Here is a 25,760-nt window from a genome sequence, read left to right as displayed (position 1 = left end):
CGGGGCCCGTGCGGCGCCTCAGCTGCCCAGCGGGTCCAGCTCCAGCGGTTCGATCCGGCCCTCCAGCATGGTGCCGAGGCCCTGCACCGCGCAGACGTCGGGCCGCTCGGCGATGTGCACGGGCATGCCGGTGGCCTGCCGCAGCATCTGGTCGAAGCCGGGGAGCAGGGCGCTGCCGCCGACCATCATGATCCCCCGGTCGGCGAGGTCGGCCACCAGGTCCGGCGGGCAGTCCCGCAGCACCTTGCCGATGCCGTCGAGCACCGCGGTCAGCGGCGTCTGGATGGCCTCCCGCACGGCGGCGGTGTCGATGCGCACGCTGCGGGCGAGACCGGTGGCCACGTCGCGGCCGTGGATCTCCGTGGAGGCCGGCCCCTGAGGGGTGAGCCCGTTGCCCGAGAGGGCGATCTGCAGGGGTCGCACCGACTGGCTGGGCAGCACCAGTTCGTGTTCGTGCCGCAGGTGCTGCACGATCGCGTGGTCCACGGCCTCGCCGCCGACCGGGATCCGCACGGCGGTGACGATGGAACCGAGGGAGAGCACCGCGACCTGCGTGGCGGCGGCCCCGCACACCAGGACCATCGTCGCCTCGGGCTGCTCGACCGGCAGTCCGCAGCCGACGGCGGCCGCGATCAGCGTGTCGACCAGTTCGACGCGCCGGGCCCCGAGGCCCACGAGGGTCTCGATGGTCGCGCGCTGGGCGAGCGGATCGGCGTCGTGCGGGGTGCACGCGGCGGCCCGCAGCCGGGGCTTGCGGCGCAGGTGCCGGCGCATCTTGTCGCCGAGCAGATGGCGCAGCATCCGCTGGGCCATCTCGATGTCGACCACCGTGCCGCCGGACACCGGCCGTACGACCCGGATGTAGTCCGGGGTGCGTCCCGTCATCTGCTCGGCGAGCTCACCGACCGCGATCAGTGCTCCGCTACGGGTGTTGACGGCGGCCGCCGACGGCTGGTCCACGACGAGCCCGGCGCCCCTGACGTACACCCGCGTCCGCGCCGCCCCCAGGTCGACGGCGAAATGGCAGCGCCGCAGCTGTTCCAGACTGGCGGTCATGGCGGTCCTCCCGGGCCTGCGAGCCGAGGTGCCGCCGGTCGGCGGGCCCTCTTCTGCATCGTGCGGGGGGTCGGACGGGGGCCGCCTTCTGGAGGGGGCCGGGCGGGGTGCGGCCGTACGGGTGGTCGTTCGGAGCGCCGCGCCCGGGACGCTTGACGCGGACGGCGCCGCCCCCCTGGGACGGGGAGGCGGCGCCGTCGTGCTGCTCGGACCGTCAGACCAGCCGGCCGACGAGGTGGACGATGCCGGCGAGGATGTCGGTGAGAAGGTTCATGAGCGTGACCTCTGTATCGGCCGCCACGCCTGCCCCACTCGCCCTCATGAGTGACGATCACCTGTTCCAGGGAACAACTGCTCGCTTGTTCGGGCCATGCCCAGATCCACCAAGTCCTGCGGCCGGAGCCGGAGTTGGTCGGCCGTCGACTCCACCTCCTGCGGCGGCCGCTTGAGGATCGCGGCGGCCGGCTCGGGGGCTATGACCGAGAAGTAGCTGTCGGGCGTCGCCCAGGTACTGCCCGGGGCGGCCAGGGCGAGCGCGCCGCCGGAGCCGCCCTCGCCGATCACCAGGGTCGTGACCGGGGTACGGGCCGCGGCCACCGCGGCGAACACGTCGGCGATCGCCGCCCCCGCGCCCTGCCGCTCCGCCTCCGCGTCGTTCGCGGCGCCCGGGGTGTCCACCAGCGTCAGCACCGGGATGCCCAGCCGGTCCGCGAGCCGGATCAGCCGGGCCGCGGTGCGGTAACCGGCGGGGCGGGTCGCCGTCCCGGTCTGGGCCGCGTACGCGACGGTGCGGCCCGCGTGGACACCGAAGCCGCACAGCATTCCCTCGTCGGTGCCGCCGCACCGGTCGCCGCTGATCGCGACCCGCTCGGTGAAGTAGGCGTCCAGATAGCTCCGTGCGCGCGGGCGCCGCGGCGAGCGGGCGCGCAGGACCGCCTCCCAGCCGGTGGCGGGCAGGCCGGTCGCGCCCAGGGGGCCGGGCGGGGGCGCCGGTGCGGTGGACGGCGCGGTCAGCAGCCGCAGCCAGCGCCCGAGCTCCGGCCGCAGTTCCTCCGGGGCCACGACCGCGTCGGCGGCGCCCGCCGCCACCTGGGCCTCCGCCGTGTACGCGGCGGGGTCGGCGTCGGCCGGGCGGACCCGGGAGCCCGCGAACCCGACCTGGGCGCCGGGCAGCGCGAGGATCACGTCGGCGCCCGCGCCGAGGGTGGCCCAGCCACCGCCGGTGGTCGGGTCCCGGACGACGGCCAGCTGCGGCAGCCCGGCCTCGCGGGTGAGCGCCGACTGCCGTGCCACGCGCTGGAGCTGGGTGAGCGCGACCATGCCCTCCTGCATACGGCTGCCGCCGGTGGCGATCAGCGCGACGACCGGCAGCCGGTGGGCGCGGGCGTGGCCGTACGCCGCCTCCAGCCGGTCGCCGGAGCGTTCGCCGAGCGAGCCGCCGAGGAAGCCGAACTCGAAGGCGACGAGGACCGCTTCGGTGCCCTCGACATGGGCGGTGCCGCAGACGACGGACTCCTCCTCGCCGGTGCGCTCGGCGGCGCGGGCGCGAGAGGCGTCGTAGCCCTGCCAGCTCAGGGGGCCGTCGGGTGCGGACCGCCGTGCCGGGTGGGGCAGTTCGGTGAAGTCCTCGGTGACGAGGGCGAGGGCCGCGCGGGCCGAGGGGCGCTCAGGCATGGCTGCCCAGGGACCGCTTCATGATCTTCCCCATGTCGTTGCGGGGGAGCGCGTCGAGGTGGTGGACGACCCGTGGCCGCTTGTGCGGGGCGAGCCGGCGGGCGACGTGATCGGCCAGTTCCTCGACACCGGGCGGGAAACGGGGGTCCGCCGGGACGACCCAGGCGACGATCCGCTCGCCGAGGTCCGGGTCGGGCTCCCCGGTGACGGCGGCCTCCCGCACCCCGGGATGCTCCAGGAGCGCGTTCTCGATCTCACCGGCGCCGATCTTGTAGCCGCCGCTCTTGATGAGGTCGGTGGCCTTGCGGCCGACGATGCGGACCTGGCCGTCCGGATCGCGCACCGCCATGTCGCCGGTGCGGAACCAGCCGTCGGCGGTGAAGGCGGCGGCGGTGGCGTCGGGGCGGTTGAGGTACTCGGTGAACAGGTTCGGACCGCGCACCTGGATCTCGCCGACGCTCTCCCCGTCGTAGGCGGCCAGCGGTGTCCCGTCGTCCTCCACCAGCCGCAGTTCCACGCCGGGGAGCGGAACGCCGACGGTGCCCGCGCGGGCCTCGCCGTCGGCGCGGACGGCGGTGTTCATCAGCGTCTCGGTCATGCCGTAGCGCTCCACGACCCGGCGGCCGGTGGCCGACGCGATCCGCTCGTGGTCGTGCACGGGCAGGGCGGCCGAGCCCGAGACCAGCAGGCGCGCCCCGGCCAGCGCCTTGACCAGCTCCGGGTCGGTGGAGAGGGCCTCGGCGATGCGGTGGTACATCGTCGGGACGCCGAAGAGCATGGTCCCGCCGGTGCCCAGCTCCCGGGCCACGCCCTCGGGGCTGAAGCGGCCCAGGTGGCGGACGGATCCGCCGCGCCGGAGCGGGCCGAGGACTCCGAGGACCAGTCCGTGCACATGGAACAGCGGCAGCCCGTGCACCAGCACGTCGTCGCCGGTCCACTGCCAGGCGTCGGCCAGCGCGTCGAGGGTCGAGGCGATCGCGCGGCGCGGGATCACGGCGCCCTTGGGCGGGCCGGTGGTGCCGGAGGTGTAGACGATCAGGGCGGGCGTGGCGTCGTCGGCGTCCTGCGCCGGGGCGGTGCCGGTGGCCCGGACGTCGACGTCGACGCGCGGCAGGCCCGCGAGCGCGGCGGGGAGTTCGGCGCCGGGCGCGGTGAGGACCAGGTCCGGGGTGCTGTCGGCCAGGATGTGGCCGAGTTCCTTCTCGCCGGACTTCGGGTTCAGCGGCACCGCGGCCACCTGGGCGGCCAGGGCGCCGACGGTGGCGACGGCGGTCTCCAGGTCCGGGGTCGCCCAGACGGCGACGCGGCCGGCGGCACCGATCCGCTCGGCGACGGCACCGGCCGCGGCGGCCAGCGCCGCGTACGTCAGGGAGCGGTCGCCGAAGGCCAGGGCGGGCAGCTCGGCCGGCCCTTCGGCGAGGGCCGGAAAGAGTGGGGACACGCGGCGTACTCCTTGGTGATCGGGCGTCGGGGTCGGGGTCGGGGTGGACGTCGAGGGCCGGGGGTCAGGCGTCGGTGGTCGGGGTCGGGCGTCTGGCGTCGGGGGCGGGGGTCGGGGGTCGTGGGTCAGGCGTCGGTGGTGGGTGGTCGGTGCCCGGTGCCGGTTGCCGTCGTCGGGGGTCGGTGCCCGGCGTCGGTTGCGGTCGTCGGGGTCGGGGTCGGGCGGCGGGGGTCGGGCGTTGGTGGTGGGTGGTCGGTGCCGGGTGCCGGTTGCGGTCGTCGGGGTCGGGGGTCGGTGCCCGGCGTCGGTTGCGGTGGCCGGGGTCGAGGTCGGGCGGCGGGGGCGGGCGTCGGTGGTGGGTGGTCGGTGCCCGGTGCCGGTTGCGGTCGTCGGGGGTCGGTGCCCGGCGTCGGTTGCGGTCGTCGGGGTCGGGGTCGGGGTGTCGGGCTTGTGGTGGCGGCGGGTTTCGTCGGTGGACGGTGAGTCGGAGCGGGGGGTCTCGAGGTGGGTGGGTGAGGTGGGCCTCGGGGTGCGGGCCGGGCGGTGGGGTCGGGGTCATCCGAAGCCCGGTACGACCATCACCAGCCACACCACCGCGGGAACGACGGCCACCACAACTCCTCCGTACACCATCAGCTGCCGGAAGAAACGCTCACGGTCGACGTCCGGCGCCGCGGCCAGCACCAGCGCCCCGTTCGTCGAGAACGGGCTGACGTCCACGACCGTCGCCGACACCGCCAGCGCCGCCACCATGCCGACCGCCCCGATCTCGCCCTGGGCGAGGAAGGGGACCGCCAGCGGGATCAGCGCGCCCATGATGCCGACGGAGGAGGCGAACGCCGAGACGATCGCGCCGATGTAGCAGAGCAGCACCGCGGCCAGCAGCGGTACACCGATGCCGCCGACGCCCTCGCCGGCCCAGGTGATGGTGCCCATCTCCTCGAGGACACCGACGTAGGTCAGGACGCCGCAGATGAGCAGGACGGTGGGCCAGGCGATCTGGCCGACGGCGGCGCGGCTGTCGTCGGGCCATGCGGCGCTCAGGACGACGGCCAGGGTGATCGCGGTCAGGCCCGCGTCGAGGTCGAAGGCGAGGACCGCGACGACGAGGGCGACGAGGGACAGCAGGGTGGTGATGCGGGCGGGGGTGAGTGGGGTGGGCGACTCGACGGGCTGGTCGGTGCGGGTGGCCACCGCGGTGGCGGAGCCGAGGGTGCCCGGTTCCGGCGTCGGTTCGGTGCGGGTCCGTCGTGGCTGTTCGCGCGGTTCCCCGTGCCCCCCGGCGGCGTCCGCGTCGCCCTTGCGCCCGAGGCGCAGGCCGCCGCACACGACGTACACCACACCCGCGATGACGAGGTTGGCGACGAGCGAGGCGAGGAAGAGGACGACCTCGTTGCCGGGGAGCTTCTCGCGCTCCACGATGCCGTTGACGATCGTGCCGTAGATGCTGATCGGCGAGAAGCCGCCGGCCTGCGCGCCGTGCACGACCATCGCGCCCATCAGCAGGGGGCTGATCCGGTAGCGGGCGGCGAAGCTCAGGGCGACCGGCGCGACGATGGCGACGGCGGCGGGGCTGACCGCGCCGATGGCGGTGAGGGCGCCGGTGAGGGCGAACATCACCCAGGGGATCAGGGCGACACGGCCCCCGACCAGCCGCACGGCGGCGTGCACCAGCCAGTCGGTGGTGCCGTTGGCGCGGGCGATCGCGAAGAGGTACGTGACGCCGACCAGGACGACGAACAGATCGCCGGGGAAGCCGGCGAAGATGCCGTCCGCGTCGAGGTCGGCGACCAGGGTGCCGACCCCGAATGCGGCGGCGAAGGACAGGGCGCCCATGTTGATCGAGCGGGTGGTGGCGATGACGAACACCACCACGAGGACGAGGATGGAGATCAGTTCTGGGGACATACGGGCTCCCGTCGTTGGGCCCCGGAGTGGACGAGTGGCTGAGCCAATGGGGGGATCGAGCGGCTGGCTGGCCAGCGTGGTGGCGGCAGCGGGGCGCGTCAAGGGGTCGCGCGGGAATTGGCTGAGCCACTTAACCACTTGTCGGCCCGGTGCTACGCTCCCGCCGTGACCGACGCCCTGCGCCCGATGGCGAAGCAGCAGCGCCTCTACGAGCAGGTGCTGGACCGGCTGCGCGACTACGTCACCGAGGGCGGCCTGCGCGCCGGCGACCGGCTGCCGCCCGAACGGGACCTGGCCGCCCGGCTCGGGGTGAGCCGGGCCTCGGTGAAGCAGGCGATCGTGGTGCTGGAGGTGCAGGGCCTGGTGGAGGCCCGGCACGGCGGCGGTACGTACCTGGTGCGCGACACCCTCGAAGTGGAACCGGTCGAGCGGATGGTGGACCGGCGCCGGCGCCTGCCCGACGTGCTGGAGGCCCGCGAGGCGCTGGAGACCAAGCTCGCCGAACTCGCCGCCGAGCGGCGCGAGGAGGACGACCTGACGGCGATGCGCGCGGCGCTGGAGCACATGGCCCAGGAGATCGAGCGGGGCGGGCACGGCGTGGAGGGCGACCGTCTCTTCCACGCGGCGGTCACCGAGGCCGCGCACAGCGCCCTCCTCGCGGAGTTCATGCGTTCCATCGCCGACCAGATCGCGGAGAGCCGCACCGAGTCCCTGCGCCAGCCGCACCGTCCCGCCCGTTCCCTGGCCCAGCACCAGGCGATCCTGGACGCCGTCGAGGCGCGGCGGCCCCGCCAGGCGGCGGCCGCGATGCGCCGCCACGTCCGCACGGTCGCGAAGGTCCGCCTGCTGTCCTGGGACCCGGCCGAGGACCACTGACCGTCCCGGTTGTTAGCCTGCGGGCGACCGGCCGCGCGAACGCGTGTGCCGGCCACGTCCGTACGAGGAGGGAGGGCGCCGTGGCACGGATAGCCCTGGCCACCTGCCGCCCGGGTCCCGAGGTCAGTGCTGACCCGGATCTGCCGGGGCTGGTGGCGGCGTTGGGGGAGGCGGGGGCCGACGCGGTCGCCGTGGAGTGGGACCGGGACGACGTCGACTGGGGCGGGTTCGATCTCGTGCTGATCCGGTCGACCTGGGACTACAGCTGGCGGTCCGCGGAGTTCCTGGAGTGGGTGGCGGCCTGCGGCAAGGCCACGCGGCTGGCCAATCCGGCCGACGTGGTGCGGTGGAACACGGACAAGCGGTATCTCGGGGAGCTGGCGGCGGCCGGCGTGCCGGTGGTGCCGACCCGGTACGTCGCGCCGGGGGAGGCGGCCGAGCTGCCGCACGACCGGGAGTTCGTCGTCAAGCCGACCTCGGGGGCGGGGGCGCGGTTCGCGGCCCGGTACACGCCCGACCAGCACGGGAGTGCCGTACGGCATCTCGACCGCCTGCACGCCGAGGGCTTCACCGCGATGGTGCAGCCCTACGTCGCGGGCATCGACGTCAGCGGGGAACGGGCGCTGCAGTTCTTCGGCGGGCGTCTGCTGCACGCCAGCCGCAAGGGTGCCGTGCTGGCCCGGGGCACGGCGTACGACGCGCGCAAGGTCGCCCATCCGGGGCTGGAGGTCTGGGAGCCGACGCCGGACGAACTGGCCGTCGCCGAGCGGGCGCTGGGTGCCGTGCCCGGTGCGCCCGAGCTGCTCTACGCCCGTGTCGACCTGGTCGACGGCGAGGGCGGGGAGCCACGCGTGATGGAGCTGGAGCTGGTGGAGCCGAACCTGTTCCTGTCGCTGCACGGCGCTTCCGTGCCGCGGGTCGTCGAGGCGGTGCTGGCGGCGGCCGGGCGGTGACGGGGCGGGCGTGCCGGTGGGACCGCCGGCCCGCCCCGGGACCGCGTTCACAGGACCCGGCGGCCGCCGATCATCGTGCGCTGGAGCAGGCCCCAGGTGAACTCCGCCGTGACCTCGTGGCGCCGGCCGTCGGTGTCGTCGGCGCTGAAGGCGAGGCCCCAGCGGGTGGGCGCCGTGCCCTCCAGCGGGCGGGCGGGCGCGAAGGCGCGGGCCGCGTCGTCGACCGTGCAGGACCAGGGATAGAGGTCCTCGACCGTGTGCAGCTCGGCGGGTTTGGCGTCGGGGGCGCGGACCAGCCATTCGTTCCAGACCGCGCCCCCCGGGGCGAGCAGCACCTCGAAGCGCAGGTCGGGCCAGAGCGGGACCGGCCACTGCCAGGCCTCGCAGTCCAGGTCGCCGATGCGGCGGGAGATCGTCCACTCCGGGGCGCCGAGGATCGACCGGTGCCTGCTCTGGGCGGCGCGGACGCGCGGTGAGCGCAGCAGCATCTGCCAGCGCCGGTTCGCGTCCTGCATGCGGTTGACGGAGACGCCCAGCTCTCGGCGGGCGTCCTCGACGAGGTCGGGGTTGTGGTCGGCCATGCGGCGCAGCAGGACCACTTGGAAGTCGACGGGGGTGAAGGAGCTAGTGGGGTTCTCTGCGGAGGACGGCATGCGGACCATCGTCGCCCATTCGGCCCCTTCCCGGGCGCCGTCCGTCCGGAAGGAACAGTACGGAGTTGACGTATCTGATCCGGTCGTGTAATGGGAGCACGCGCCGAACCAGGCCGTGCGCGGCGACGTGCGAGGTGGCTGCCTGGTGTTCCTCCAGGGGGAAGTCGGCGAGCGGGATCCACCGGTCCTCGGGGAGCACCCAGCCGTCATATCCGAGTGCTTTCAAATACGTCAGGACGGGCGAGATCGGCTGGATGCGGGACTCCAGTTCGACGAACAGGGCCGGGCGGTCGCGGGTCAGCAGGGCCCTCCCGCCGCGCAGGACCGCCAGTTCGCTGCCGTCCACGTCGATCTTCACGAAGCCGACGTCCCGCAACTCCAGGTCGTCCAGCGCCACGCACCGGACGTCCACGGCGTGGGCGTGGATGTCCCGCCGGACGAGGGACGAGACACCCCGGTTCCCCGTGTCGTCGGCCGGCAGCCACAGCCGGGCCGAGCCCGGGCCGTCCGAGGCGGCGGCCTGGATCACCCGGACGTTGCGCGGGGCGGTCGCCGTGAGCAGGCGGGCCAGGTGCGGGACCGGTTCGACCGTCACCACCCGGCGGGCGAGTCCGGACAGGCGGTGGGTCCAGGGGCCGTACCAGCCGCCGATGTCCACCGCCGTGCCGCAGCCGGGCGGGCACAGTTCGGCGATCCTGGCCAGCTCCGGTTCGAAGCGCGGGTAGACCGCGCGGGCGGTCGCCGCGACGAGGCGGGCCGGCAGGAAGGGGGCGAGGCGGGCGGCGAGCGTGGTCATGGAGCCATCCGTTCCGGGTCGAGGGGGCCTGGGCGCCGAGCGGTCCCGGGGCCTTCGGTCAGGGGGCCATGCGCTTGAGGAGCTGTTCGTGCTCGTGGTCGGAGACCTGTTCGCCGGAGGACGGCAGCAGTTGCGGGATGCCGTCGACGATCGGATAGCGGCGGCGCAGGCGCGGGTTGTAGAGCGCCTGGGCCGGCGGCACCGACCCGTCCGGCGGCAACAGGTGCAGCGGCCCCTTGTCGAGGGGGCACGCGAGGATCTTCAGCAACTGCTCGTCGGGGCCGGTGGAGGGGCTCATGGCGGGGTCAACTCCTTCGCGGGGACGGGGGCTCGGGGCGCCTCGTCGTGCTTGGGCATGGCCAGCAGCACGGCGACCGCGAGGGCCGTGCCCGCCAGCCGCAGTCCGAGCCGCAGCGGGTGGTCCGGCAGCGCCTCGCCGAACGAGAGCGTGCCGAGCACCGCCGTGTACAGGCTGGTCACCGTCGTGCACACCGGCACGATCAGCGAGGCCCGGCAGCATTGCAGTGCCGCCTGCGACATGACCAGGCCGAACGCGCCGGTGAACACGAGCAGATACGGATACGGCGAGCGCAGCACGGCGAGCAGCGCGCCGCCGACGTCGCTGCCCGCCCAGTAGCCGGAGACGCCCTTGATGGCGAGCGAGCTGACCCCGTAGAGCAGGCCCACCGCCACCCCGTACTCGACGCCCGCCGTCGGCATCCGGTGCCGGCGCAGCGCCCGGCGCTCGGCGGCGCGGTACAGCCACACGCCGCACCCGAGCGAGGGCACGCACAGCAGCCAGACGAGCGGGTAGGGCGCCGCGCGGCTGACGGTGTCCGCGGACTCGTCCAGGGAGAGCACGACCATCAGCAGCGCGGCGAGGATCGCGGCGAGCGCGTACCGCTCGCGCCCGGTCGTCTCCTCGCCCAGCAGCCGGGCCGAGAGCAGGACGAGCAGGACCAGGCCGGAGACGAAGATGCCCTGCGCGGCGGCGATCGGCAGGGTGCGGTAGACGACGAGCTGGGCGGCGAATCCGGCGCCGAGGGCGAGGGAACCGCCGATCCACAGCGGGCTGCCGAGCACCAGGCGCAGCAGCCGGCCCGGACGGCGCACGGTGACCTCGGGCAGCGCGGCCAGCGCCCGCTTCTCCAGGACGAACCCGCCGCTGTACAGGACGTTCGCCAGCAGGGCCGCGGCCACTCCCCACCACACGGCCTACGACCTTCGCGCGTGCAGCAGCAGGATCGAGGCCAGGCCCGGCCGGGCACAGGCGAGCCGGTCCAGCGCCCGCAACGGGCGCGGTACGCCGTGGAAGGGGGCCCCTTCGAGCCGTACGACCTCGAAGCCTGCGGCGGCGACGAACTCCCGCAGCGCGCGGGCGGTGTACAGCCGCAGATGTCCCACCACCTCCCGGCCCGGCCGGCCGTGGATCGCGCGCAGGCTCACCTCGGAGAAGACGGGCTGCACGCCGGCGAGCAGCAGGGCGCGGTTGTACCAGGCGGCGAGGTTGGGCGTGGAGAGCATCAGGTGGCCGCCGGGGCGCAGGACCCGGCGCAGTTCGTCGAGGGCGGCGTCCGGGTCGACGAGGTGCTCGATCACCTCGCTGAACAGGACGGCGTCGGCGGCCCCGGTGCGCAGGGGCAGCCCGCCGCCGGTGAGTTCGCCGCGCACGGCGTACGCCAGCCGCGGCCGGGCCCGCCGCAGGGCGTCCTGGGACCAGTCCACGCCGACGACGCGGTGGCCGGTGAGCAGGGGGGCGGCGGTCGCGGCGGCGGTGCCGTCGCCGCAGCCGATGTCGAGCACGAGGCCCGCCGTGGTGCTCCCGCGCAGGGCGGCGGCGAGCATGCGGGCCTGGCGGAGGCTGCGGGGGGCGCCGGAGGCCACCGGGACGGCGGGGTTCTCGTAGAAGTCGCGCAGGCCTCCCGGCGGTGCGGTGGCCGTCATCGGGGCGCCTCCGTCGCGTGCAGGTGGTGCGCGAACAGGTCCCGCAGACGGGCGCCGTCGCCGGGCCCGAGCAGGGCGTGCGACCAGCGCAGCGACAGATGGAGGCGGCCCGCGGTGGAGGCCGTGGTGAACGTCAGGCCCCGGGGCATGCGGGCCGGCGCCGAGAACCAGACCGCGTGCGCGCGGCCGGCCTCGTCGCCGAAGTCCAGCGGGTACGGGATGCGGCCGATGTTGCTCAGCAGCGTGGTCGACGTCCAGGGGGCGGCGGCCCTGCGCAGCGTGCGGGCGACTCCGGCGCGCCACGGCACGGGGAGCACGGGTGCCGCCAGGAGGGCGGCACCGCGGCCCAGCGGGGGGCGGGGCATGGACTTCAGGGCACGGGTGCGGCCGGCCGTGCCGTGGAGCAGGGCGGGCATGTCGGTCGTGGCCCGGCCCAGCTCGTCGGGGGTGAAGGGGACGTCGACCAGGCGGGTGCCGTTGCCGATGGGCATGGTGGTGTCGCGGGGGCGGTCGTCGACCGGCATGGTGATGCGCAGCGGGCGGGGGCGGGCGCCGTGCTCGCGGTTCCAGTGGGCCACGGTCAGGGCGGTGGCGACCATCAGCTGGTCGTTGACCGTGTAGGGGGAGCCCTTGGGGCGGTGCGGCAGCGGCAGTTCGGTGACGAGCACGCCGTTGCCGGGGGAGGGGCCCGGCGTGCCGGGGGCGACGCGGGCCGGCGGGGACCACGGGGAGGGGGCGGGCTCGGCGGGCGGTGCGTCGGTGGCCGTGCGCACGGGCGGGGCCGCGGGGGAGTTGTCTTTGCCGCCGTACAGCTCCGCGGCGGTGGCCAGGACGCGCAGGCAGGCCGGTCCGTCGAGGGCGGTGTGGTTGACGGTGAGGACGAGGGCCGTTTCCTCGCCCGGCAGGCCCGGGACGACCTCCAGGCGGATCGGCGGGGACAGCGAGAGCGGCGGCGCCTCGGCCAGCGCCCGCGTCCGCGCCTCCCGCAGCGCCTCACGCCCCGGTCGCGCGAACCGGACCACCTCCACGTCCGGGTCCGCCGTCAGCTCCCACTCGTAGCGACGGCGCCACCACGGGCCCGGGGCCTCGCGCATCAGGACGCGCGGGTGCCGGTGCAGGGCCGCGGCCAAGGCCCTGCGCAGGCGCGCCGGGTCCAGCGGGCCGGGCAGGCGGACCTCGATGTGCACCGTCTCCGGTTCCGCGTCCTGCTGGCAGTGCCGGGCCACCTCGTCCACGACCGGGAACGGAATGCGGCCCGCCGGGCGGGGTGTCACGTCGTCCAGTGCGGTCATCGGCTGTCGTCTCCCCCCTGGGGTTCCGGGCTGCCGGGACCGCGTGCCGTCAGGGGCGGCCCGGCCTCGGCGCGCGGGAACGGGTCCTGCGCGGGCCTTCGGCGCCGGGGCAGCGGTCGTGTCGCAGCGGTCTCCGGGGCCGTCGGCGGGCCCGCCGCCGTGGCCGGCCCCGGAGGCCGTACGGGGGGCGGCGCCGCGGTGGTACCCGGCTCCGCGGGCACCGGTGGCAGCACCGCCGTCGTGCCCGGGTCGCCGGCCCGCTCCCGCACGCCCACCAGTGCGGCGAACAGGCCGATCAGCGCGAACAGTTGGGCCACGGGGGAGAAGGCGCCCGCACCCTGCCCGGGCGGCTCGCCCGCACCGGTCGCCGCCACCGCACCCGCCGCCGCGAGCGCCCCGAACGCGATCGGCACCAGCAGCGCGCGCCGCCGGTACGCCAGCACCGCGAGCGCCGGCACCAGCAGCGCGAACCACCCGGCGATCACCACGCCCACCAGCGTCAGCGCCACCGCGCCCAGCCACGGCCCGGGCGCCGGGGGCGCCGGCTGCGGGACGTCGGGGTTGGGCGCGCGGCGCCGCCACACCACCAGGCCCGCGAGCACGGCCAGTCCGGCCCCGCTGCCGAGGAGCCCCGCCTCGTACGTGGTGGCCGGCTCGTACGACAGCTTGATCGTGCCGCCCGGCCCGGCCGGGACGCGCCAGCCCTGCTGCCAGCCGTCCAGCCGGACCGGCGTGAGCTCCGCGCCGTTCAGCGTGGCCCGCCAGCCGTCGTTGTGGTTCTCGTACGTCGTCAGGTACGAGGCGGCGCCGCTGCCGGCGCTCACCTCGCGGCGGTCGCCGAGCCAGTCCCGTATCCGCAGGTCACGGTCCTGCGACACCGGGTCGGTCACGGTGCCGCGCGTCAGCCGCACGTCCGTCAGGACCAGCGGGCCGGCGTCGCCCGCCTCGACGCGGTGCGCGCCCTGCGACAGTTCCAGGCCGCCCTGCGGGCAGAGGGTCACCGCCACCGGCCGGCGTTCCGTCAGGTCGCGCACCGTGCCCGTGACGCCGGTCCGGTACAGCTCGCCGTCGACCGCCAGCAGCGGGCCCCGGCCGCACGGCAGGGAGAACTCCCTCTCGGGGCGGGGCTGCGGGGTGCGGTAGCTGTCGAGGGCGGGGAGATAGGCCTCGGTCAGACCCACCGGCAGTTGCAGGTCCTCGTCGACGACGGGGTGGTGGAGCGTGAGCGGCGCCGTCGCGGTGACCGTGATCTCCAGGCGGTCGGTCGTGATCGCCGGGAAGCGCACCCAGCCGTTCTCGTCCACGCCGGCGCTCGCCGCACCGTCGGGGGAACTGACGCGCACCTGGGTGGGCCGGCTGGACAGCCCGCCGGCCGCGGCCAGCACCAGCTCGCTCACCGGCTGCCTGCCCTCCCAGCGCAGCCGGACCGTGGGCCGGTCGCCCGCGATCCACGCCGTCGTCAGATCGCCGTCGGTGAGGTTGCGCGCGCCGAGGCCCGCGCCGAGCCGGGCCGTGGAGTCGGCGGTCGCGGTGATGCGCTGCCGCTGGTCGGGCGCGATCTCGTAGAGCAGCCGGTCCAGTTCCTCACCGGGCACCGCCACCGCGCTCGCCGTCACCTCGTACGTGCCGGCGGCGGTCGTCTCGAAGCGGCGGTGCAGACCCGTCTCGGTACCGGTGGGGGACAGGCCGGTGGGGTCGGCCGCGCGGTGCAGGGAGACGATCTCGGAGGCCGCCTCCGTGACGTCCGACGGCAGCCGCAGCAGGCGCGTCACCTGCACGTCCGGCAGCCGGATCTCGGCGAAGCCCGCCCCGGTCAGCCCGGTCCTGCGCGCCACCGATTCGACGATCGTCAGCTTCATCCAGCCGGTCTCGCCCGCCGGTGCCCGCACCCGCTGCGGCATGCCGTTCGGCTGGAGGAAGCTGGTCACCGCGCCGCGTTCGGTCTCCACCCGCACCCGGGTTGCGGCCGCCCGCACGCTCTCCTGCGGCAGCGGCGTCACCTCGAACGACGACGGCATGTCGTACGCACCGTCGCCGTCGCCCGGGCCGGCGAACCCGATCCGCAGCCACTGCCCGTTCGGCGACCCGGCCGACCCCTCCGTCCACGCGGTGGCGGGATCGCCGTCGAAGGCGTTCACGGGGTCGAACTGCGGCAGATGGAAGAACCAGCCGCCGTACGAGGACGCCGTCACGGACCGCGCCCCGCGCAGCTCCGCCACCGTCTGATGGCGCACACCGGTCACCGGCAGGATCTGGTGCGGCGGCTCACCGGCGTCCTGCTCGGCGTCCGGCGCGTTGCGCTCGTCCCGGGTGTACGGGTACGAGGTGTTGGCGTGGACGAGACCGAACCGCGTGTCGGCGCGCCGCAGTCCGTCGCCGGTCACCTGGAGCTGCGGCCGGCCGAGCCCGGGGTGGTGGTCGCCGGACAGCACGGTCGCCCGGCCGCGCAGCGCCGAGGCGAGCGGCAGCAGCGACTCGGGGCCGCCGGAGACGACGGCCGTGTCCGCGATCGGGTGGAGCGCGGCCTGTCCGGGCCGGGTGACGCCCTCGCCGCCCGGCCGGTAGACCTCCACCGCCCGCTGCCGCGGGTAGAGGCCCTCGACCTGGAGCGGGGTGTCGTCCGCGATCCGGCCACCGGTCATGACCGGGCCGAGCCCGGTGACCCGCTCGTACCCGGACTGCTCCAGCGCGCGCTTGACGGTCGTGGTCGGGACGGCGCCGATCTGGTCGGGGTCGAGGTCGTTGCGTACGACGACGTAGTGGATGCCCGCGCGGCTCAGGAAGTCGGCCAGGCCCGGCACTTCGGCGCCGGTCAGCAGGGCCTGCTCCACCGCGTCCATGGCGCGCCGGTTGCCGGGGGTGCCGAAGGGGACGTGGTCCCGCTGGGCCCAGCGGGACTCGGCGAGGACGTCGAGGGGCTGGTCGACGGTGGAGCCCCAGGTGTGGATGCCGTGCGCGGTGGCCGGCACGACCAGGGCGCGGGAGTCGGGGGAGTACTTCTCCAGCCAGTCGGCGGTGGCCTTCCAGTACGTGGGGATCTCCTGGAAGGAGCCCGCGTTGAGGAGCGAGCCGTTGACGTACGGCAGGGCGAGCCCCGGCAGTACCAGCACCGCCGCGGCCAGCGGGGCGAACCGGCGGCCCCGCACCGGCCGGGCGCCGCGCGGCTCGGCGGCCACCGCCCCCAGGTGGGCGAGCCCGAGGACCAGGGCGAGGGCCAGGCCCGTCTGGAACTTGTAGATGTTCCTGAACGGCGCCAGCGGGCCGTCCAGCCAGGTCTGCACGGTCTCGTGGAAGGGCGCCCCGAACGCGCCGCCGTACCCGGCGAGCAGGACCAGGCCGGTCACCAGCACGGTCAGCACCAGCCACCGCCGCTCCGGCATGTCCCGCCGGGCCAGCCCGGCCAGTCCCAGCCCGGCGGCGAGCGCCGAGCAGACCACCACGAGCGCCGAGGACACCACGGTCCAGCCGGCCGGCAGCCACGCCTCGCCGAAGTGCAGGTACGCCACCCAGTTCCCGGCGCCGCGCAGCGCCTCGGTGGCCGCCATGGTGTCGGTCGTCGTCCGCGCGCTCTCGATGTAGGGGAGGAAGTTCTCGCCGTAGGCGCCGAGCAGCAGCAGCGGGATCCACCACCAGGCGGTCGCCACGAGCACGCCCGGCACCCACCAGGCGATCAGCTTGCGCTGCCGGGGCCCGGCCGGGCGGGAGAGCAGATACAGGCCCACCGGGAGCAGGGCCGCCAGCGTCGAGGCCGCGTTCACCCCGCCCATGAACGGGATGATCAGCGCCGACCGCAGCGCTGCCACGCGGGCGCTGTACCGCTCGTCGGTCAGCGGCAGCAGTACCCACGGCAGGAACGCGCCGGGCAGCGCGGCGGCCGACGTCGAGCCGACCACGATCGTGAACAGCGGCCACAGCGCGTACGCCACCGCGGCCGGCAGCCGGGAGGCCGCGTTGCCGACGCGCAGTCGCTCGGCCAGCCGCAGCGCGCCCCAGAACGCGACGGACACGACCAGCGACATCCACAGGCGCTCCGCCAGCCACACGGGCAGGTCGACCGCGCGGCACAGCCAGTGGAAGGGGAGCATCGGCCACAGATAGCCGGCGTACTGGTCCTGGATGCCGCCGAAGCCGGCCCGGTCGTGCCACAACTGGCCGAGGTCGGCGAGGAACCGGCCCGGGTCGACGGTGACCCCGAGCTTGGTGTCGAAGGTCTGCCGGCCCGGCCGCACCGCCAGGAACAGCACGAGGACCACGGCCCAGAACCCCAGCAGCCAGCGCCGCGACCGCGGGCCCTCCGGGGGGCCCGCGGCGGTCGCGGTGGTGGGGACGGCTGCCGGGGGAGGAGCCTGGACCGTGGTCGTCATGGGGGACACCGCCGGAGGATGAGGAGAAGGTTCCAGGTGGCCACCTCGCGGATGCCGGGCGCCTTGACGACGGCCCCCGGGAGGAACGGCCAGTAGCGGGAGCGCGCCGTGACGAGCGTGACGTCGCCGCGGGCGCGCACCTGCCGCAGGGTGGGGCCGATGTGCACGGCGAAGAGGTTCTCGCCGAGGGTGTGCTTGGCGGGCCTGCCGGTACGGCGGCGGTAGCGGGCGCGGGCCCGTTCGGCGCCGAGGTAGTGCCAGGGCGCCCACTCGTGGCCGCCCCACGGGGACAGCCAGTTGGTGAACGACACGTAGATCAGGCCCCCGGGCCGGGTCACGCGTGCCAGCTCGCTGAGGAAGGTCTGCGGATCGGCCACGTGCTCCAGGACGTTGGAGGAGAACGTGACGTCGGCGGCCCCGTCGGGCAGCGGCAGCAGATAGCCGTCGGCGAGCACCGTGCCGTCGGGCGGCTGCCCGCCCAGTTCGCGCGCGTCGGGCTCGAAGAGGTAGGCGTGCGCGCCGCGCCGCCGGAACTCCGCGGTGAAGTGCCCGCTGCCGCCGCCGACGTCGACGACGACCCGCCCGGCGACGGGACCGTCGTACGCCTCGACCTGGTCGGCGGCGTCCCGGGCGAGCAGCGCGTAGCAGGCGTCGGGGTCGTCCCGCTCGTGCAGGAACGCGCGGAAGAGGGCGAGGGAACGCCGGAACGACGGATCCTTGAAACCCCGGTGAGGTGACACCGTGGAGGGGCGCGGGGAACTGCGCGATCGACCGGGGCCGACCCGCAGTCGCCGGTCGGCCGCGGGCGTACGGCGAGGCGCCGTCATGGCGTCCAGCCCCGCACCGCTTCCGCGGCGACCGCCCGGAACTGCCGCACCGTACGGTCCCACCGGTACCGGGCGGCGTGTTCGAGGGCCGCCTTGCCCATGAGCTCGCGGCGGTGTCCCGACAGGGCCAGCGTGCACCAGGCCGCCGCGAAGGAGGACTCGCCGGTGGCCAGCACGCCGGTCTCGCCGTCGACGACGGAGTCGCGCAGCCCCGGCACGCAGAAGCCGATCGCCGGGGTCCCGCGGGCGGCGGCCTCCGTCACCACCAGGCCCCAGCCCTCCACCGCCGAGGGGTGCAGCAGCAGCCAGGCCGCGCACAGCAGGCGGTGCTTCTCGGCCTCGCCGACCCGGCCCGCGAACTCGACGCCCGGTCCGGCCAGCGCGGTGAGCCGCTCCCGCTCGGGGCCGTCGCCCACGATCACCAGACGTCCGCCGGTGACGGGGCGGACCCGCTCCCACAGCCGCAGCAGCAGATCGACGCGCTTGTACTCGACGAGCCGGCCGACCGCCACGAACAGCGGCTCGGAGGAGCGCGGGACGCGCGGGCCGGGCTCCTCGACGCCGTTGTGGACGACCCGGATGCGCTCGCGGGGCACGCCGATCGCGCGCAGGGCGTGGGCGGTGGAGGGGGAGACGGCGACCACCAGGCCGCGGGAGCGCGCGCCGGTCAGCGCCCAGTGTTCGAGCCGCCGGCCGACGCGCGCGGCGGGCGCCAGCGGGCCGCCGAAGCGCATCCGCCACAGGTCGGAGTGGACGTGGTTGACCAGGCGCAGGGTGGGGCCACGGTGCCACAGCGGGGCGAGGTAGGGCATGCCGTTGCACACCTCGACCAGCAGGTCGCAGTCGCCGACCTGGCGCGCGAAGGCGGAGCGGGCGCGCAGATAGTGGCCGTAGGGGCCGCCCGCCGAGACGACCCGGTAGTCGCGGAAGGCCGCCGGGCCGCCGCACAGGAGCGTGACCTGGTGGCCGTGGCGGGTCAGGCCCTCGGCCAGCCGGTCGACGAGCAGTTCGGAGCCGCCCGCGGCCGGGTTGCCGAGGTCACGGTGCGCGAGGAAGACGATGCGGCGCGGGGGCGGGGGGAGCGCCGGGGGGTGCTGCTGCGGCCGGGGGAGAGCGGTGCGCAGCGGCGGTACGTGCTGGGGCATGGGTGCTCCAACTCGTCTCGGGGTGCGGTACTCGATGTGGGGGAGTTGCCGGTGGGGTGGGGAGGGTTGCCGGTGGGAAGGAGGGTTGCCGGTGGGGCGGTCGGGGTTTCCGTGCCTGTCCTGGGCGGGGCCTGTGGACGGGATGTGTGCGGGGTGGGGTGGACAGTTTTCGCCGAGGCGTTCGTCACGGCTACTCACGCGCATGACAATTTCGGGGCTTGTTGTACCTGACGTCACGTCACAACGTGAGCGTCGGTCCGACTCCGGGCCTTGACGGCTTCCCGGGCCGCGCCGACACTGGGCCGACGGGCAGGGGCGGGCACCGGGGTGGGACGACCTCCGGAGCAGAGAGGCTGACCCCGTATGTCCAGACTGATCGCCGCCACCGTGACCGTCGTGGTCGCGGCGGCCCTCGCCGTGGGCACCGCGCTCGGCGTCGTCGCCCTGCTCGAGGCCACTCCCGAGCAGCCCAACAGCCCGTTGGTCACCTACGGACGCGCCGGCCAGGGGGGTTGACGGTGAGTGCCCACCCGGCAACCGTCACCCCGCCCGCCGCCACCGGGGCGTCCCGTTCCGCGTGGCACGAGGTGCCCCGGCTCCAGGTGCGCCGGTTCGCGGCGATCGCCAAGGCGGAGGCGCCCGAACTGGCCGAGGAGATCCTGCGCGAGATCCGCCGCGAGCACCCCCACCTGCCGCTCGTGCTGGACGAGAGCGGTGAGCCGATGGCACTGGTCGGCATCCGGCGGGCCATCGAGGTGTTCGTGCAGCACCTGGAGCACGCCGACTACTCGACCGGCCGCCCCACCGTGCCGCCCGGCGTCTTCCAGGACTTCGGCCGCGGCGAGGGGCTCAACGGCCGCACCCTGGACTCGCTCCAGGCGATCTACCGGATGGGGGTACGGCTGGCCTGGCGCCGCTTCGCCGACATCGGCCAGCGCGTGCAGATCCCGCCGCCCGCCATGTACGAACTGGTCGACGCCGGCTACGAGTACCTCGACGGCCTGGTCGAGCAGTCCGTGCGCGGTTACGCCGAGGCCGCCGCCCGCCAGGCCGGGGAGCGGCTGCGCCTGCAACGCCGCCTGATGGAACTGCTGCTCGCCGAACGCCACCGCGCCGACGCGGCCGACGCCCTCGCCGAGCGCGCCGCGCGGATCGGCTGGCACCTGCCGGACAAGGTCGCCGTCGGGGTGCTGCTGCGCCCGGCGCGGGAGGCGGTCGCGCCCGCCGTCGGGCAGGGCGTGCTGCTCGACCTGGAGGGTGAGCAGCCCCGCATGGTCGTGCCCGAACCGGACGCCGCCGGGCGCCAGGAGCTGCTGCAGCGCGCGCTCACCGGCTGGGCGGGGGCCATCGGTCCGCCGGTGCCGCTGACCGACGCCGCGAAGTCGCTGCGCTGGGCCGAGGCCGCCGTGCGCCTGATGGAACGGCGGCTGCTGCCCGCCGGGGAGGTGCTGTTCTGCACCGAGCACACCGAGGCGCTGGTCCTGCTCCAGCCCGAGGAACTCCTCGACGACCTGGCGCTGCGCTGCCTCGCCCCGCTCGCGCACTGCGGGCCCGCGCACGCGCGCCGGCTGGCGGAGACCCTGCTGGCCTGGCTGGAGACGCGGGGCGGGGCGCCCGAGGTGGCGGAGCGGCTCGGCGTGCATCCGCAGACCGTCCGGTACCGGTTGCGGCAGATCCGGGAGCTGTGGGGCGACGAGGTCGACGACCCCGACCGGCGCTTCGAACTGGAACTGGTGCTGCGTGCCCAGCGGTTGCGCGGGGAGATCGGGCAGAGCGGCGCGCCGTCGCGTCAGGCGGCACCGGGCGGCGGACGGGCCAGGTCGCGGCGCCCGACGACCCGGCCGCGGTAGCCGCGCTCGCGGGCCGGGTCGTTCCCGCGCGACCCGGCCCCGGCAGGACCATGGGGCCCAGCGCGACCATGGGCCGCGGCAAGACCATTGCCCCGGCAAACACTCCATGAGTAGCCTGTGTTCGCCATTCCGACCGCGTGTTGAAATCTCGAACGTGGCGGACGCCGTAAGCCGCAGACGCAAGTCTCAGAACGCAAGGAGGGGGCCGGCCGTGGGACGCCTCGTACCTGCCGTGACCCGGGCTCTCGACATCCTGGAGCTCTTCCTCGACGGGGACGGCACGCTCTCCGCCCCCGACATCGTGCGCAGGCTCCAGCTGCCGCGCACCACCGTGCACGAACTGGTCACCACGCTCGCCGCCCGGTCGTACATCGTCCAGGTCCCCGGCCAGCCCGGCCGCTACCGGCTCGGCGTCCGGCCGTACCAGCTCGGCAGCCGCTACGCCGAGCAGCTCGACCTCGCCGCCGAGGGCCAGCAGGTCGCCCGGTCCGTGGCCGAGACCTGCGACGAGACGGTGCACGTGGCGATCCTGGAGGGCACGGACGTCATCTACATCGCCAAGGTCGACTCCACGCACGCCGTGCGGATGGTCTCCGCGGCCGGCCGTCGTCTCCCCGCCCACTGCACCTCCGTCGGCAAGATGCTGCTCGCCTCCCTGCCCGGGCCGGAGCTCGCGGCCCGGGTCCCCGACGGCGCCGAGCTGACCGCGATGACGGGGAACAGCATCACCGACCCGGCGGCCCTGCGCGAGGCCCTCGCCGGGATCCGGCAGCGGGGCATCGCAGTGGAGAGCCGGGAGTCCAACCCGGACGTCTCCTGCGTCGCCGCGCCGGTCCGGGACCGTACCGGTCAGGTGGTGGCCGCCCTGTCCATCTCGGTGCCGATGATCCGCTGGAGCGACGCGCGCCTCGCCGAGCTGGAGCAGCTCGCCGTGAAGGGCGCGGCCGAGCTGTCGGAGCGGCTGGGCCACCGGAGCACGGTATGACGGCCTACGAGGTGGCCGTACGAGCCGAGGCGGCGCTCGGCGAGGGCCCGACGTGGGACGCGCGGGACGGCCGGCTGATCTGGATCGACATTCTGGGCGGCCGGCTGCACACCTACGACCCCGCCACCGGCCACCGCACCACCCGCACCGTCCACCAGCACATCGGCGCGGCCAAGCCCCGCGCCGGCGGCGGCCTGGTCCTCAACCTCCGGGACGGGGTGGCCCTGCTGGACCCGGACGGCACCCTCCGCCCGCTGCACCACGACCCGGTCCCCGGCCGGCGCGCCAACGACGCCGCCGTGGCACCCGACGGCTCGCTGTGGGCGGGCACCATGCGCTACGACGAGGCGCCGGGCGGCGGCACGCTGAGCCGCGTCACACCTGACGGCACGGTGGAACTCGTCCTCGGCGACGTGACGGTGAGCAACGGCACCGGCTGGAGCCCCGACGGCCGCCTCATGTACTACGTCGACTCCCCGACGCGCCGGATCGACGTCTTCGACCACGCCGACGGCCGGGTGTCCCGCCGCCGCACCCTGGTGGAGATCGAGGAGGGCGCCGGATTCCCCGACGGCCTCACGGTCGACGCCGACGGCTGCGTCTGGGTGGCCCTGTGGGACGGGGGCGCGATACGCCGCTACACGCCGGCCGGCGCCCTGGACCGTACCCTCCGGCTCCCCGTCCCCCGCCCCACGGCCTGCGCCTTCGGCGGCCCCGACCTGAGGGACCTGTACGTCACCACGGCCCGCACCGGCCTGACGACCCCATCCCCCCTCTCCGGCTCCCTCCTGGTCCTCCCCACCACCGGCACCGGCCTGCCCCAACCGGCGTTCGCGGGCTAGGGCGTCCGGCGGGCCCTTGGTGGGAGTGGGGGTTTCTGTGAGGGTGGGGGGATGACGATCTCGTCGGAAGGGGAGCGGCGTTCCGTCGCGTTGTGGGGCGCGATCGACGGCTACGACGCGGCAGACTTCCGCGCCGAGGTCGGGGCGTTCGCGGACGAGCTTCCGGCGGGTCATCCGGTCGCGTACTGCGAACGCGCCTGCGCCGACGACTCGACCGGTGTCGGCGAGGAAGCCGTTCCGCTGTACCGGCGCGCCCTGGACGCGGGGCTGACCGGAGAGCGACGGCGCCGGGCCGTGATCCAGATGGCGAGCACGCTGCGTGCCCTGGGCGAGGCCGGGACCAGCGTCGAACTGCTCACCGCGGAACAGGACAACGGCTCCGACCACCTCGACGACGCCGTGACCGCGTTCCTGGCGCCGGCGCTGATGGACGTCGGCCGGGAGCGCGAGGCCGCCGCGCTGGCGCTGGGGGCCCTCTCCAAGCACCTGCCGCGCTGCAACCGTTCCCTCGCGAACTACGCCGGCATCGCGATCGGCGAGGAACCGAGCGCCTGACGAATGGCAGGCAGGGCCGCCCGGCCGTCGGCGTGGTAGCCGCGGTCACGGTGGCGGCGACGTCTGGAGCTGCGCCGGTGGTCGGCCGGCCACCGGGCGTCCGCCGATGACGCGGTACATGCCGATCGAGTGGTGGGTGGCGGTGTCGGCGAAGCCGAACTTCTCGTAGAGGTGGCGAGCCGGGCCGTCGGCGATCAGGGAGACGTATGCGGTGGCGGGCGCCCGGCGTTCGAGTTCCGAGGTGAGCGCGGCCATGATGCGCCTGCCGAGGCCGCGGCCTCGGTGGGCGGGGTGGACGCACATGTCGACGATCTGGAAGGCGGTGCCGCCGTCCCCGATGATCCGTCCCATGCCGATGGGAACCCCCTCGTGGAGGAGGACCACGCCGTGCCAGGTGTTGGGCAGGGCGAGCGCGACCGCTTCGGGGTCCTTGTCGGAGAGGCCTGCGTCGGTGCGCAGGCGGCGGAAGACCTCGACGCAGGGCACACCGCTGCTCAACTCGTACCGGTCGTTCACGGTCGGTGGCCGGTCTCGGCGTGGTCGCCGTGGTCGCCGACCTGGGCTCGGAACCACTCGTGCAGGGCGTCGACCAGCTCGGGCTCGTCGGTGGAGTACGTCAGGGTGGCTCCGTCGGTCCGCTCCTCGTAGCGGACGTCGACGCGCTCGTAGCCCTTCTCCAGTGCGGCCAGTCCCGGCATGGTGTCGCCGTGGATCCGTGCGGGGTCGCCGAAGTCGCCCTGCCCGAACGCTTTGGCCTCCTGCCGCAGGTGGCGGCGGACGAGGGCGACCTGCCCGGCGTCGTCCGGCTGGTCGGCGACGACGTCCTGGACGCCGCCGGTGTCGGTCGGGGTGAAGTGGTGGGTGGTCTCCTCGAGGTCGAAGGGCATCACGGTCCGGCCGCGTGCGGCGACCGCTTCCTGCCGATCGGACCGCCCGTCGCGGCCCTGCTGGGAGCCGCCGATCCAAACGGCTGCGGCGAGAGCCGCGCCGATTCCGGCCGTGCTGATGCCGACCGTCAGCAGGCGGCGCTGTGCGAGGTTCATCGGGTGCCTTCCGTGAACATGTCGAGGGCGGGTGGGGGGCCGGTTCCGTCGCGACCGGGACCCGGTGCCGGGCCTGGGCTCATTGCTGTTCGGCGGGGATCAGCCACCGGACGATGAAGGCGGAGAGCGCGGCCATTGCGGTGGCGACGAGGAACGCGTCGTCGAAACCGGAAGCGGTTCCGGCGCCGGTGCGGGAGGCGATGCTCGTGGCGGCTGCGCTGGAGACGGCCGCGGCGCCGGCGGAGGCGCCGAACTCGTGGAAGGTGCTGACGATGCCCGACGCGATGCCGGCCTCGTGCGGGGCGACGCCGCCGAGCGCGGTGGCGGAGGCGACGACGAACAGGCCGCCCAGTCCCGCCGCGGCCACGCTCACCCCGGTGACCATCGCGGCCGTTGCGGACCACAGCACGGGCACGAGGAAACCTGCGGCCGCCACGGTCAGCGAGATCACCGCCAGCAGCCTGGCCCCCAGACGGCCGATCACACGGCCGGCGGCTGCGGCGGCGGCCATGGTCAGCAGCGCGACCGGCAGGAACAGCACACCGGTCATCAGCGCTCCGTGGCCCTGGAGGTTCTGCAGGTAGAAGGAGCCGAGGAAGAAGACGTCCACCATGAGCGCCGTGGTCACGGCGATGACGAAGGTGCCCGCCACGACCGGCCGCCGACCGAGGAGGCGCAGGTCCATCAGCGGCGCCGCCGCCCGACGCTGCCACAGGGCGAAGACCGCGTAGCCGGCTGCCGCAGCAGCCAGCAGGGTCACGGTGACGAGGTCGAGCCAGCCGTGGTCGCCGGCACGGATCAGGGCGTAGATGAGCGTGCCGGTCGCGCCGGCGACCAGGACGGCGCCGGGTATGTCGAGGGAGCCGGTGGCCGCGCGGGGCAGGCGGGGCAGGATCCGGGCGAGCGAGACGAGGACGGCCAGGCCGACCGGGACGTTGACGAAGAACACCCAGGCCCAGCCCGGACCTGCCGTGATCAGCCCGCCCAGCAGTACGCCGAGGGCGGCGCCCCCGCCGCCGAGTGCGGACCAGATACCCAGCGCCCGGTTGCGCTCGTCGCCGTCGAACAGCCGCACCACCACCGACAGAGCGGCAGGCGAGAGCAGCGCGGCGCCCGCCCCCTGGGCGATGCGGGACGTGAGCAGCAGCGGGGCGCCGGTGGCGAGCCCGGCGGACAGGGACGCGGCGGTGAACACGGCGAGCCCTGCCAGGACCACCCGCCGAGGGCCGAACAGGTCCGCGGCCCGGCCGCCGAGCAGCATCAGGCTCCCGAACGTCAAGGCGTAGCCGCTGACCACCCAGGTCAGTTCCGCTCGGTCCAGGCCCAGTTCGGCGCCCATGTCCGGCAGGGCGATCGCCACCACGGTGATGTCGAGGATCAGCATCAGCTGGGCCAGCCCCAGCAGTCCCAGGGCCGTCCAGCGCAGCGGATGCGGTGCATCCGGGGCATGGGTGGTGCTGGTTCCCGTGTCGCTCATGACGTTCACCCCTCCTCTCGCTAAGTCATACAGGACTGTTCACGTTATACGTCCGAGGGGTATAAGCCAAACAGTGCTG

General features: G+C 75.0%; 23 protein-coding genes. 7 read left to right on the top strand and 16 right to left on the bottom strand.

Annotation, left to right across the window (positions count from 1 at the left end; translation table 11 throughout):
* Positions 1–18 precede the first annotated feature (18 nt).
* From ACZ7LV_RS09525 to ACZ7LV_RS09510, 4 genes are all read right to left on the bottom strand, one after another.
* Entirely contained in the window at positions 19–1,056 is a 1,038-nt protein-coding gene (locus tag ACZ7LV_RS09525; protein WP_401676935.1) for a rod shape-determining protein, read from the bottom strand.
* Between the two features lie 318 nt (positions 1,057–1,374).
* Positions 1,375–2,730 (bottom strand): carboxyl transferase domain-containing protein, encoded by a 1,356-nt coding sequence (locus tag ACZ7LV_RS09520; RefSeq protein WP_471937449.1) that lies wholly within the window; start codon positions 2,728–2,730, stop codon positions 1,375–1,377.
* Complete coding sequence (locus ACZ7LV_RS09515; RefSeq protein WP_471937447.1) at positions 2,723–4,171, bottom strand: acyl-CoA synthetase; 1,449 nt, start codon at positions 4,169–4,171, stop codon at positions 2,723–2,725. Before ACZ7LV_RS09515 ends, ACZ7LV_RS09520 begins: the two co-directional genes overlap by 8 nt.
* A gap of 555 nt (positions 4,172–4,726) precedes the next feature.
* The gene (locus ACZ7LV_RS09510) at positions 4,727–6,079 is read right to left on the bottom strand and encodes an SLC13 family permease (protein WP_471937445.1); all 1,353 of its coding nucleotides are present in this window, start codon (positions 6,077–6,079) and stop codon (positions 4,727–4,729) included.
* 165 nt (positions 6,080–6,244) lie between these two features.
* Here ACZ7LV_RS09510 and ACZ7LV_RS09505 point away from each other — a divergent pair, with 165 nt between their 5' ends.
* Positions 6,245–6,955, top strand: coding sequence for a FadR/GntR family transcriptional regulator (locus ACZ7LV_RS09505; protein WP_471937443.1), 711 nt, complete (start codon positions 6,245–6,247; stop codon positions 6,953–6,955).
* Between the two features lie 80 nt (positions 6,956–7,035).
* Positions 7,036–7,908, top strand: a complete 873-nt coding sequence (locus ACZ7LV_RS09500; RefSeq protein ID WP_471937441.1) for an ATP-grasp domain-containing protein — start codon at positions 7,036–7,038, stop codon at positions 7,906–7,908.
* A gap of 47 nt (positions 7,909–7,955) precedes the next feature.
* Here the strand turns inward: ACZ7LV_RS09500 and ACZ7LV_RS09495 are convergent, their stop codons facing one another.
* The 9 genes from ACZ7LV_RS09495 to ACZ7LV_RS09455 are packed head-to-tail and all read right to left on the bottom strand — an operon-like array spanning position 7,956 to position 18,929.
* A complete protein-coding gene (locus tag ACZ7LV_RS09495) occupies positions 7,956–8,570 on the bottom strand; it encodes a hypothetical protein (protein WP_401676923.1) in 615 nt (204 codons plus the stop codon).
* Positions 8,533–9,357 carry an FkbM family methyltransferase gene (locus ACZ7LV_RS09490; protein WP_471937439.1) on the bottom strand — a complete coding sequence of 275 codons (825 nt, stop codon included), beginning with the start codon at positions 9,355–9,357 and terminating at the stop codon, positions 8,533–8,535. Before ACZ7LV_RS09490 ends, ACZ7LV_RS09495 begins: the two co-directional genes overlap by 38 nt.
* Positions 9,358–9,415: 58 nt before the next feature.
* Positions 9,416–9,655: a Trm112 family protein gene (locus tag ACZ7LV_RS09485; protein WP_401676919.1), complete on the bottom strand. Its 240-nt coding sequence runs from the start codon at positions 9,653–9,655 to the stop codon at positions 9,416–9,418.
* Positions 9,652–10,557 carry a hypothetical protein gene (locus ACZ7LV_RS09480; protein ID WP_471937804.1) on the bottom strand — a complete coding sequence of 302 codons (906 nt, stop codon included), beginning with the start codon at positions 10,555–10,557 and terminating at the stop codon, positions 9,652–9,654. The genes ACZ7LV_RS09485 and ACZ7LV_RS09480 overlap by 4 nt, the downstream gene beginning before the upstream one ends.
* 15 nt (positions 10,558–10,572) lie before the next feature.
* Entirely contained in the window at positions 10,573–11,301 is a 729-nt protein-coding gene (locus tag ACZ7LV_RS09475) for a class I SAM-dependent methyltransferase (RefSeq protein ID WP_471937437.1), read from the bottom strand.
* Entirely contained in the window at positions 11,298–12,593 is a 1,296-nt protein-coding gene (locus tag ACZ7LV_RS09470) for a condensation protein (protein ID WP_471937436.1), read from the bottom strand. Before ACZ7LV_RS09470 ends, ACZ7LV_RS09475 begins: the two co-directional genes overlap by 4 nt.
* Positions 12,590–16,957, bottom strand: a complete 4,368-nt coding sequence (locus ACZ7LV_RS09465; RefSeq protein WP_471937434.1) for an alpha-(1->3)-arabinofuranosyltransferase domain-containing protein — start codon at positions 16,955–16,957, stop codon at positions 12,590–12,592. Before ACZ7LV_RS09465 ends, ACZ7LV_RS09470 begins: the two co-directional genes overlap by 4 nt.
* Complete coding sequence (locus ACZ7LV_RS09460) at positions 16,954–17,784, bottom strand: class I SAM-dependent methyltransferase (protein ID WP_471937432.1); 831 nt, start codon at positions 17,782–17,784, stop codon at positions 16,954–16,956. The genes ACZ7LV_RS09465 and ACZ7LV_RS09460 overlap by 4 nt, the downstream gene beginning before the upstream one ends.
* Entirely contained in the window at positions 17,781–18,929 is a 1,149-nt protein-coding gene (locus ACZ7LV_RS09455) for a glycosyltransferase family 4 protein (RefSeq protein ID WP_471937430.1), read from the bottom strand. Before ACZ7LV_RS09455 ends, ACZ7LV_RS09460 begins: the two co-directional genes overlap by 4 nt.
* A 363-nt stretch (positions 18,930–19,292) precedes the next feature.
* On the opposite strand from ACZ7LV_RS09455, the gene ACZ7LV_RS09450 reads away from it, so the two are divergent.
* The 5 genes from ACZ7LV_RS09450 to ACZ7LV_RS09430 all read left to right on the top strand — a co-directional run bounded on the left by ACZ7LV_RS09450 (position 19,293) and on the right by ACZ7LV_RS09430 (position 23,161).
* Positions 19,293–19,445: a hypothetical protein gene (locus ACZ7LV_RS09450; protein WP_471937428.1), complete on the top strand. Its 153-nt coding sequence runs from the start codon at positions 19,293–19,295 to the stop codon at positions 19,443–19,445.
* 2 nt (positions 19,446–19,447) lie between these two features.
* Positions 19,448–20,779, top strand: a complete 1,332-nt coding sequence (locus tag ACZ7LV_RS09445) for a PucR-like N-terminal domain-containing protein (protein WP_471937426.1) — start codon at positions 19,448–19,450, stop codon at positions 20,777–20,779.
* A 211-nt stretch (positions 20,780–20,990) separates the two neighbouring features.
* Positions 20,991–21,764: an IclR family transcriptional regulator gene (locus ACZ7LV_RS09440; RefSeq protein WP_471937424.1), complete on the top strand. Its 774-nt coding sequence runs from the start codon at positions 20,991–20,993 to the stop codon at positions 21,762–21,764.
* The gene (locus ACZ7LV_RS09435; RefSeq protein WP_471937422.1) at positions 21,761–22,606 is read left to right on the top strand and encodes an SMP-30/gluconolactonase/LRE family protein; all 846 of its coding nucleotides are present in this window, start codon (positions 21,761–21,763) and stop codon (positions 22,604–22,606) included. The genes ACZ7LV_RS09440 and ACZ7LV_RS09435 overlap by 4 nt, the downstream gene beginning before the upstream one ends.
* Positions 22,607–22,657: 51 nt before the next feature.
* On the top strand, positions 22,658–23,161 hold the full coding sequence (locus ACZ7LV_RS09430; RefSeq protein WP_471937420.1) for a tetratricopeptide repeat protein: 504 nt from the start codon (positions 22,658–22,660) through the stop codon (positions 23,159–23,161).
* A gap of 45 nt (positions 23,162–23,206) precedes the next feature.
* Here the strand turns inward: ACZ7LV_RS09430 and ACZ7LV_RS09425 are convergent, their stop codons facing one another.
* The 3 genes from ACZ7LV_RS09425 to ACZ7LV_RS09415 all read right to left on the bottom strand — a co-directional run bounded on the left by ACZ7LV_RS09425 (position 23,207) and on the right by ACZ7LV_RS09415 (position 25,681).
* Positions 23,207–23,677, bottom strand: coding sequence for a GNAT family N-acetyltransferase (locus ACZ7LV_RS09425; protein ID WP_471937418.1), 471 nt, complete (start codon positions 23,675–23,677; stop codon positions 23,207–23,209).
* The gene (locus ACZ7LV_RS09420) at positions 23,674–24,204 is read right to left on the bottom strand and encodes an aspartate carbamoyltransferase (protein ID WP_471937415.1); all 531 of its coding nucleotides are present in this window, start codon (positions 24,202–24,204) and stop codon (positions 23,674–23,676) included. The genes ACZ7LV_RS09425 and ACZ7LV_RS09420 overlap by 4 nt, the downstream gene beginning before the upstream one ends.
* 79 nt (positions 24,205–24,283) lie before the next feature.
* Positions 24,284–25,681 (bottom strand): MFS transporter, encoded by a 1,398-nt coding sequence (locus ACZ7LV_RS09415; protein ID WP_471937413.1) that lies wholly within the window; start codon positions 25,679–25,681, stop codon positions 24,284–24,286.
* Positions 25,682–25,760 lie beyond the last annotated feature (79 nt).

The organism is Streptomyces sp. NPDC107562, from assembly GCF_055657325.1.
This window is presented reverse-complemented; position numbering and strand designations above follow the sequence as displayed.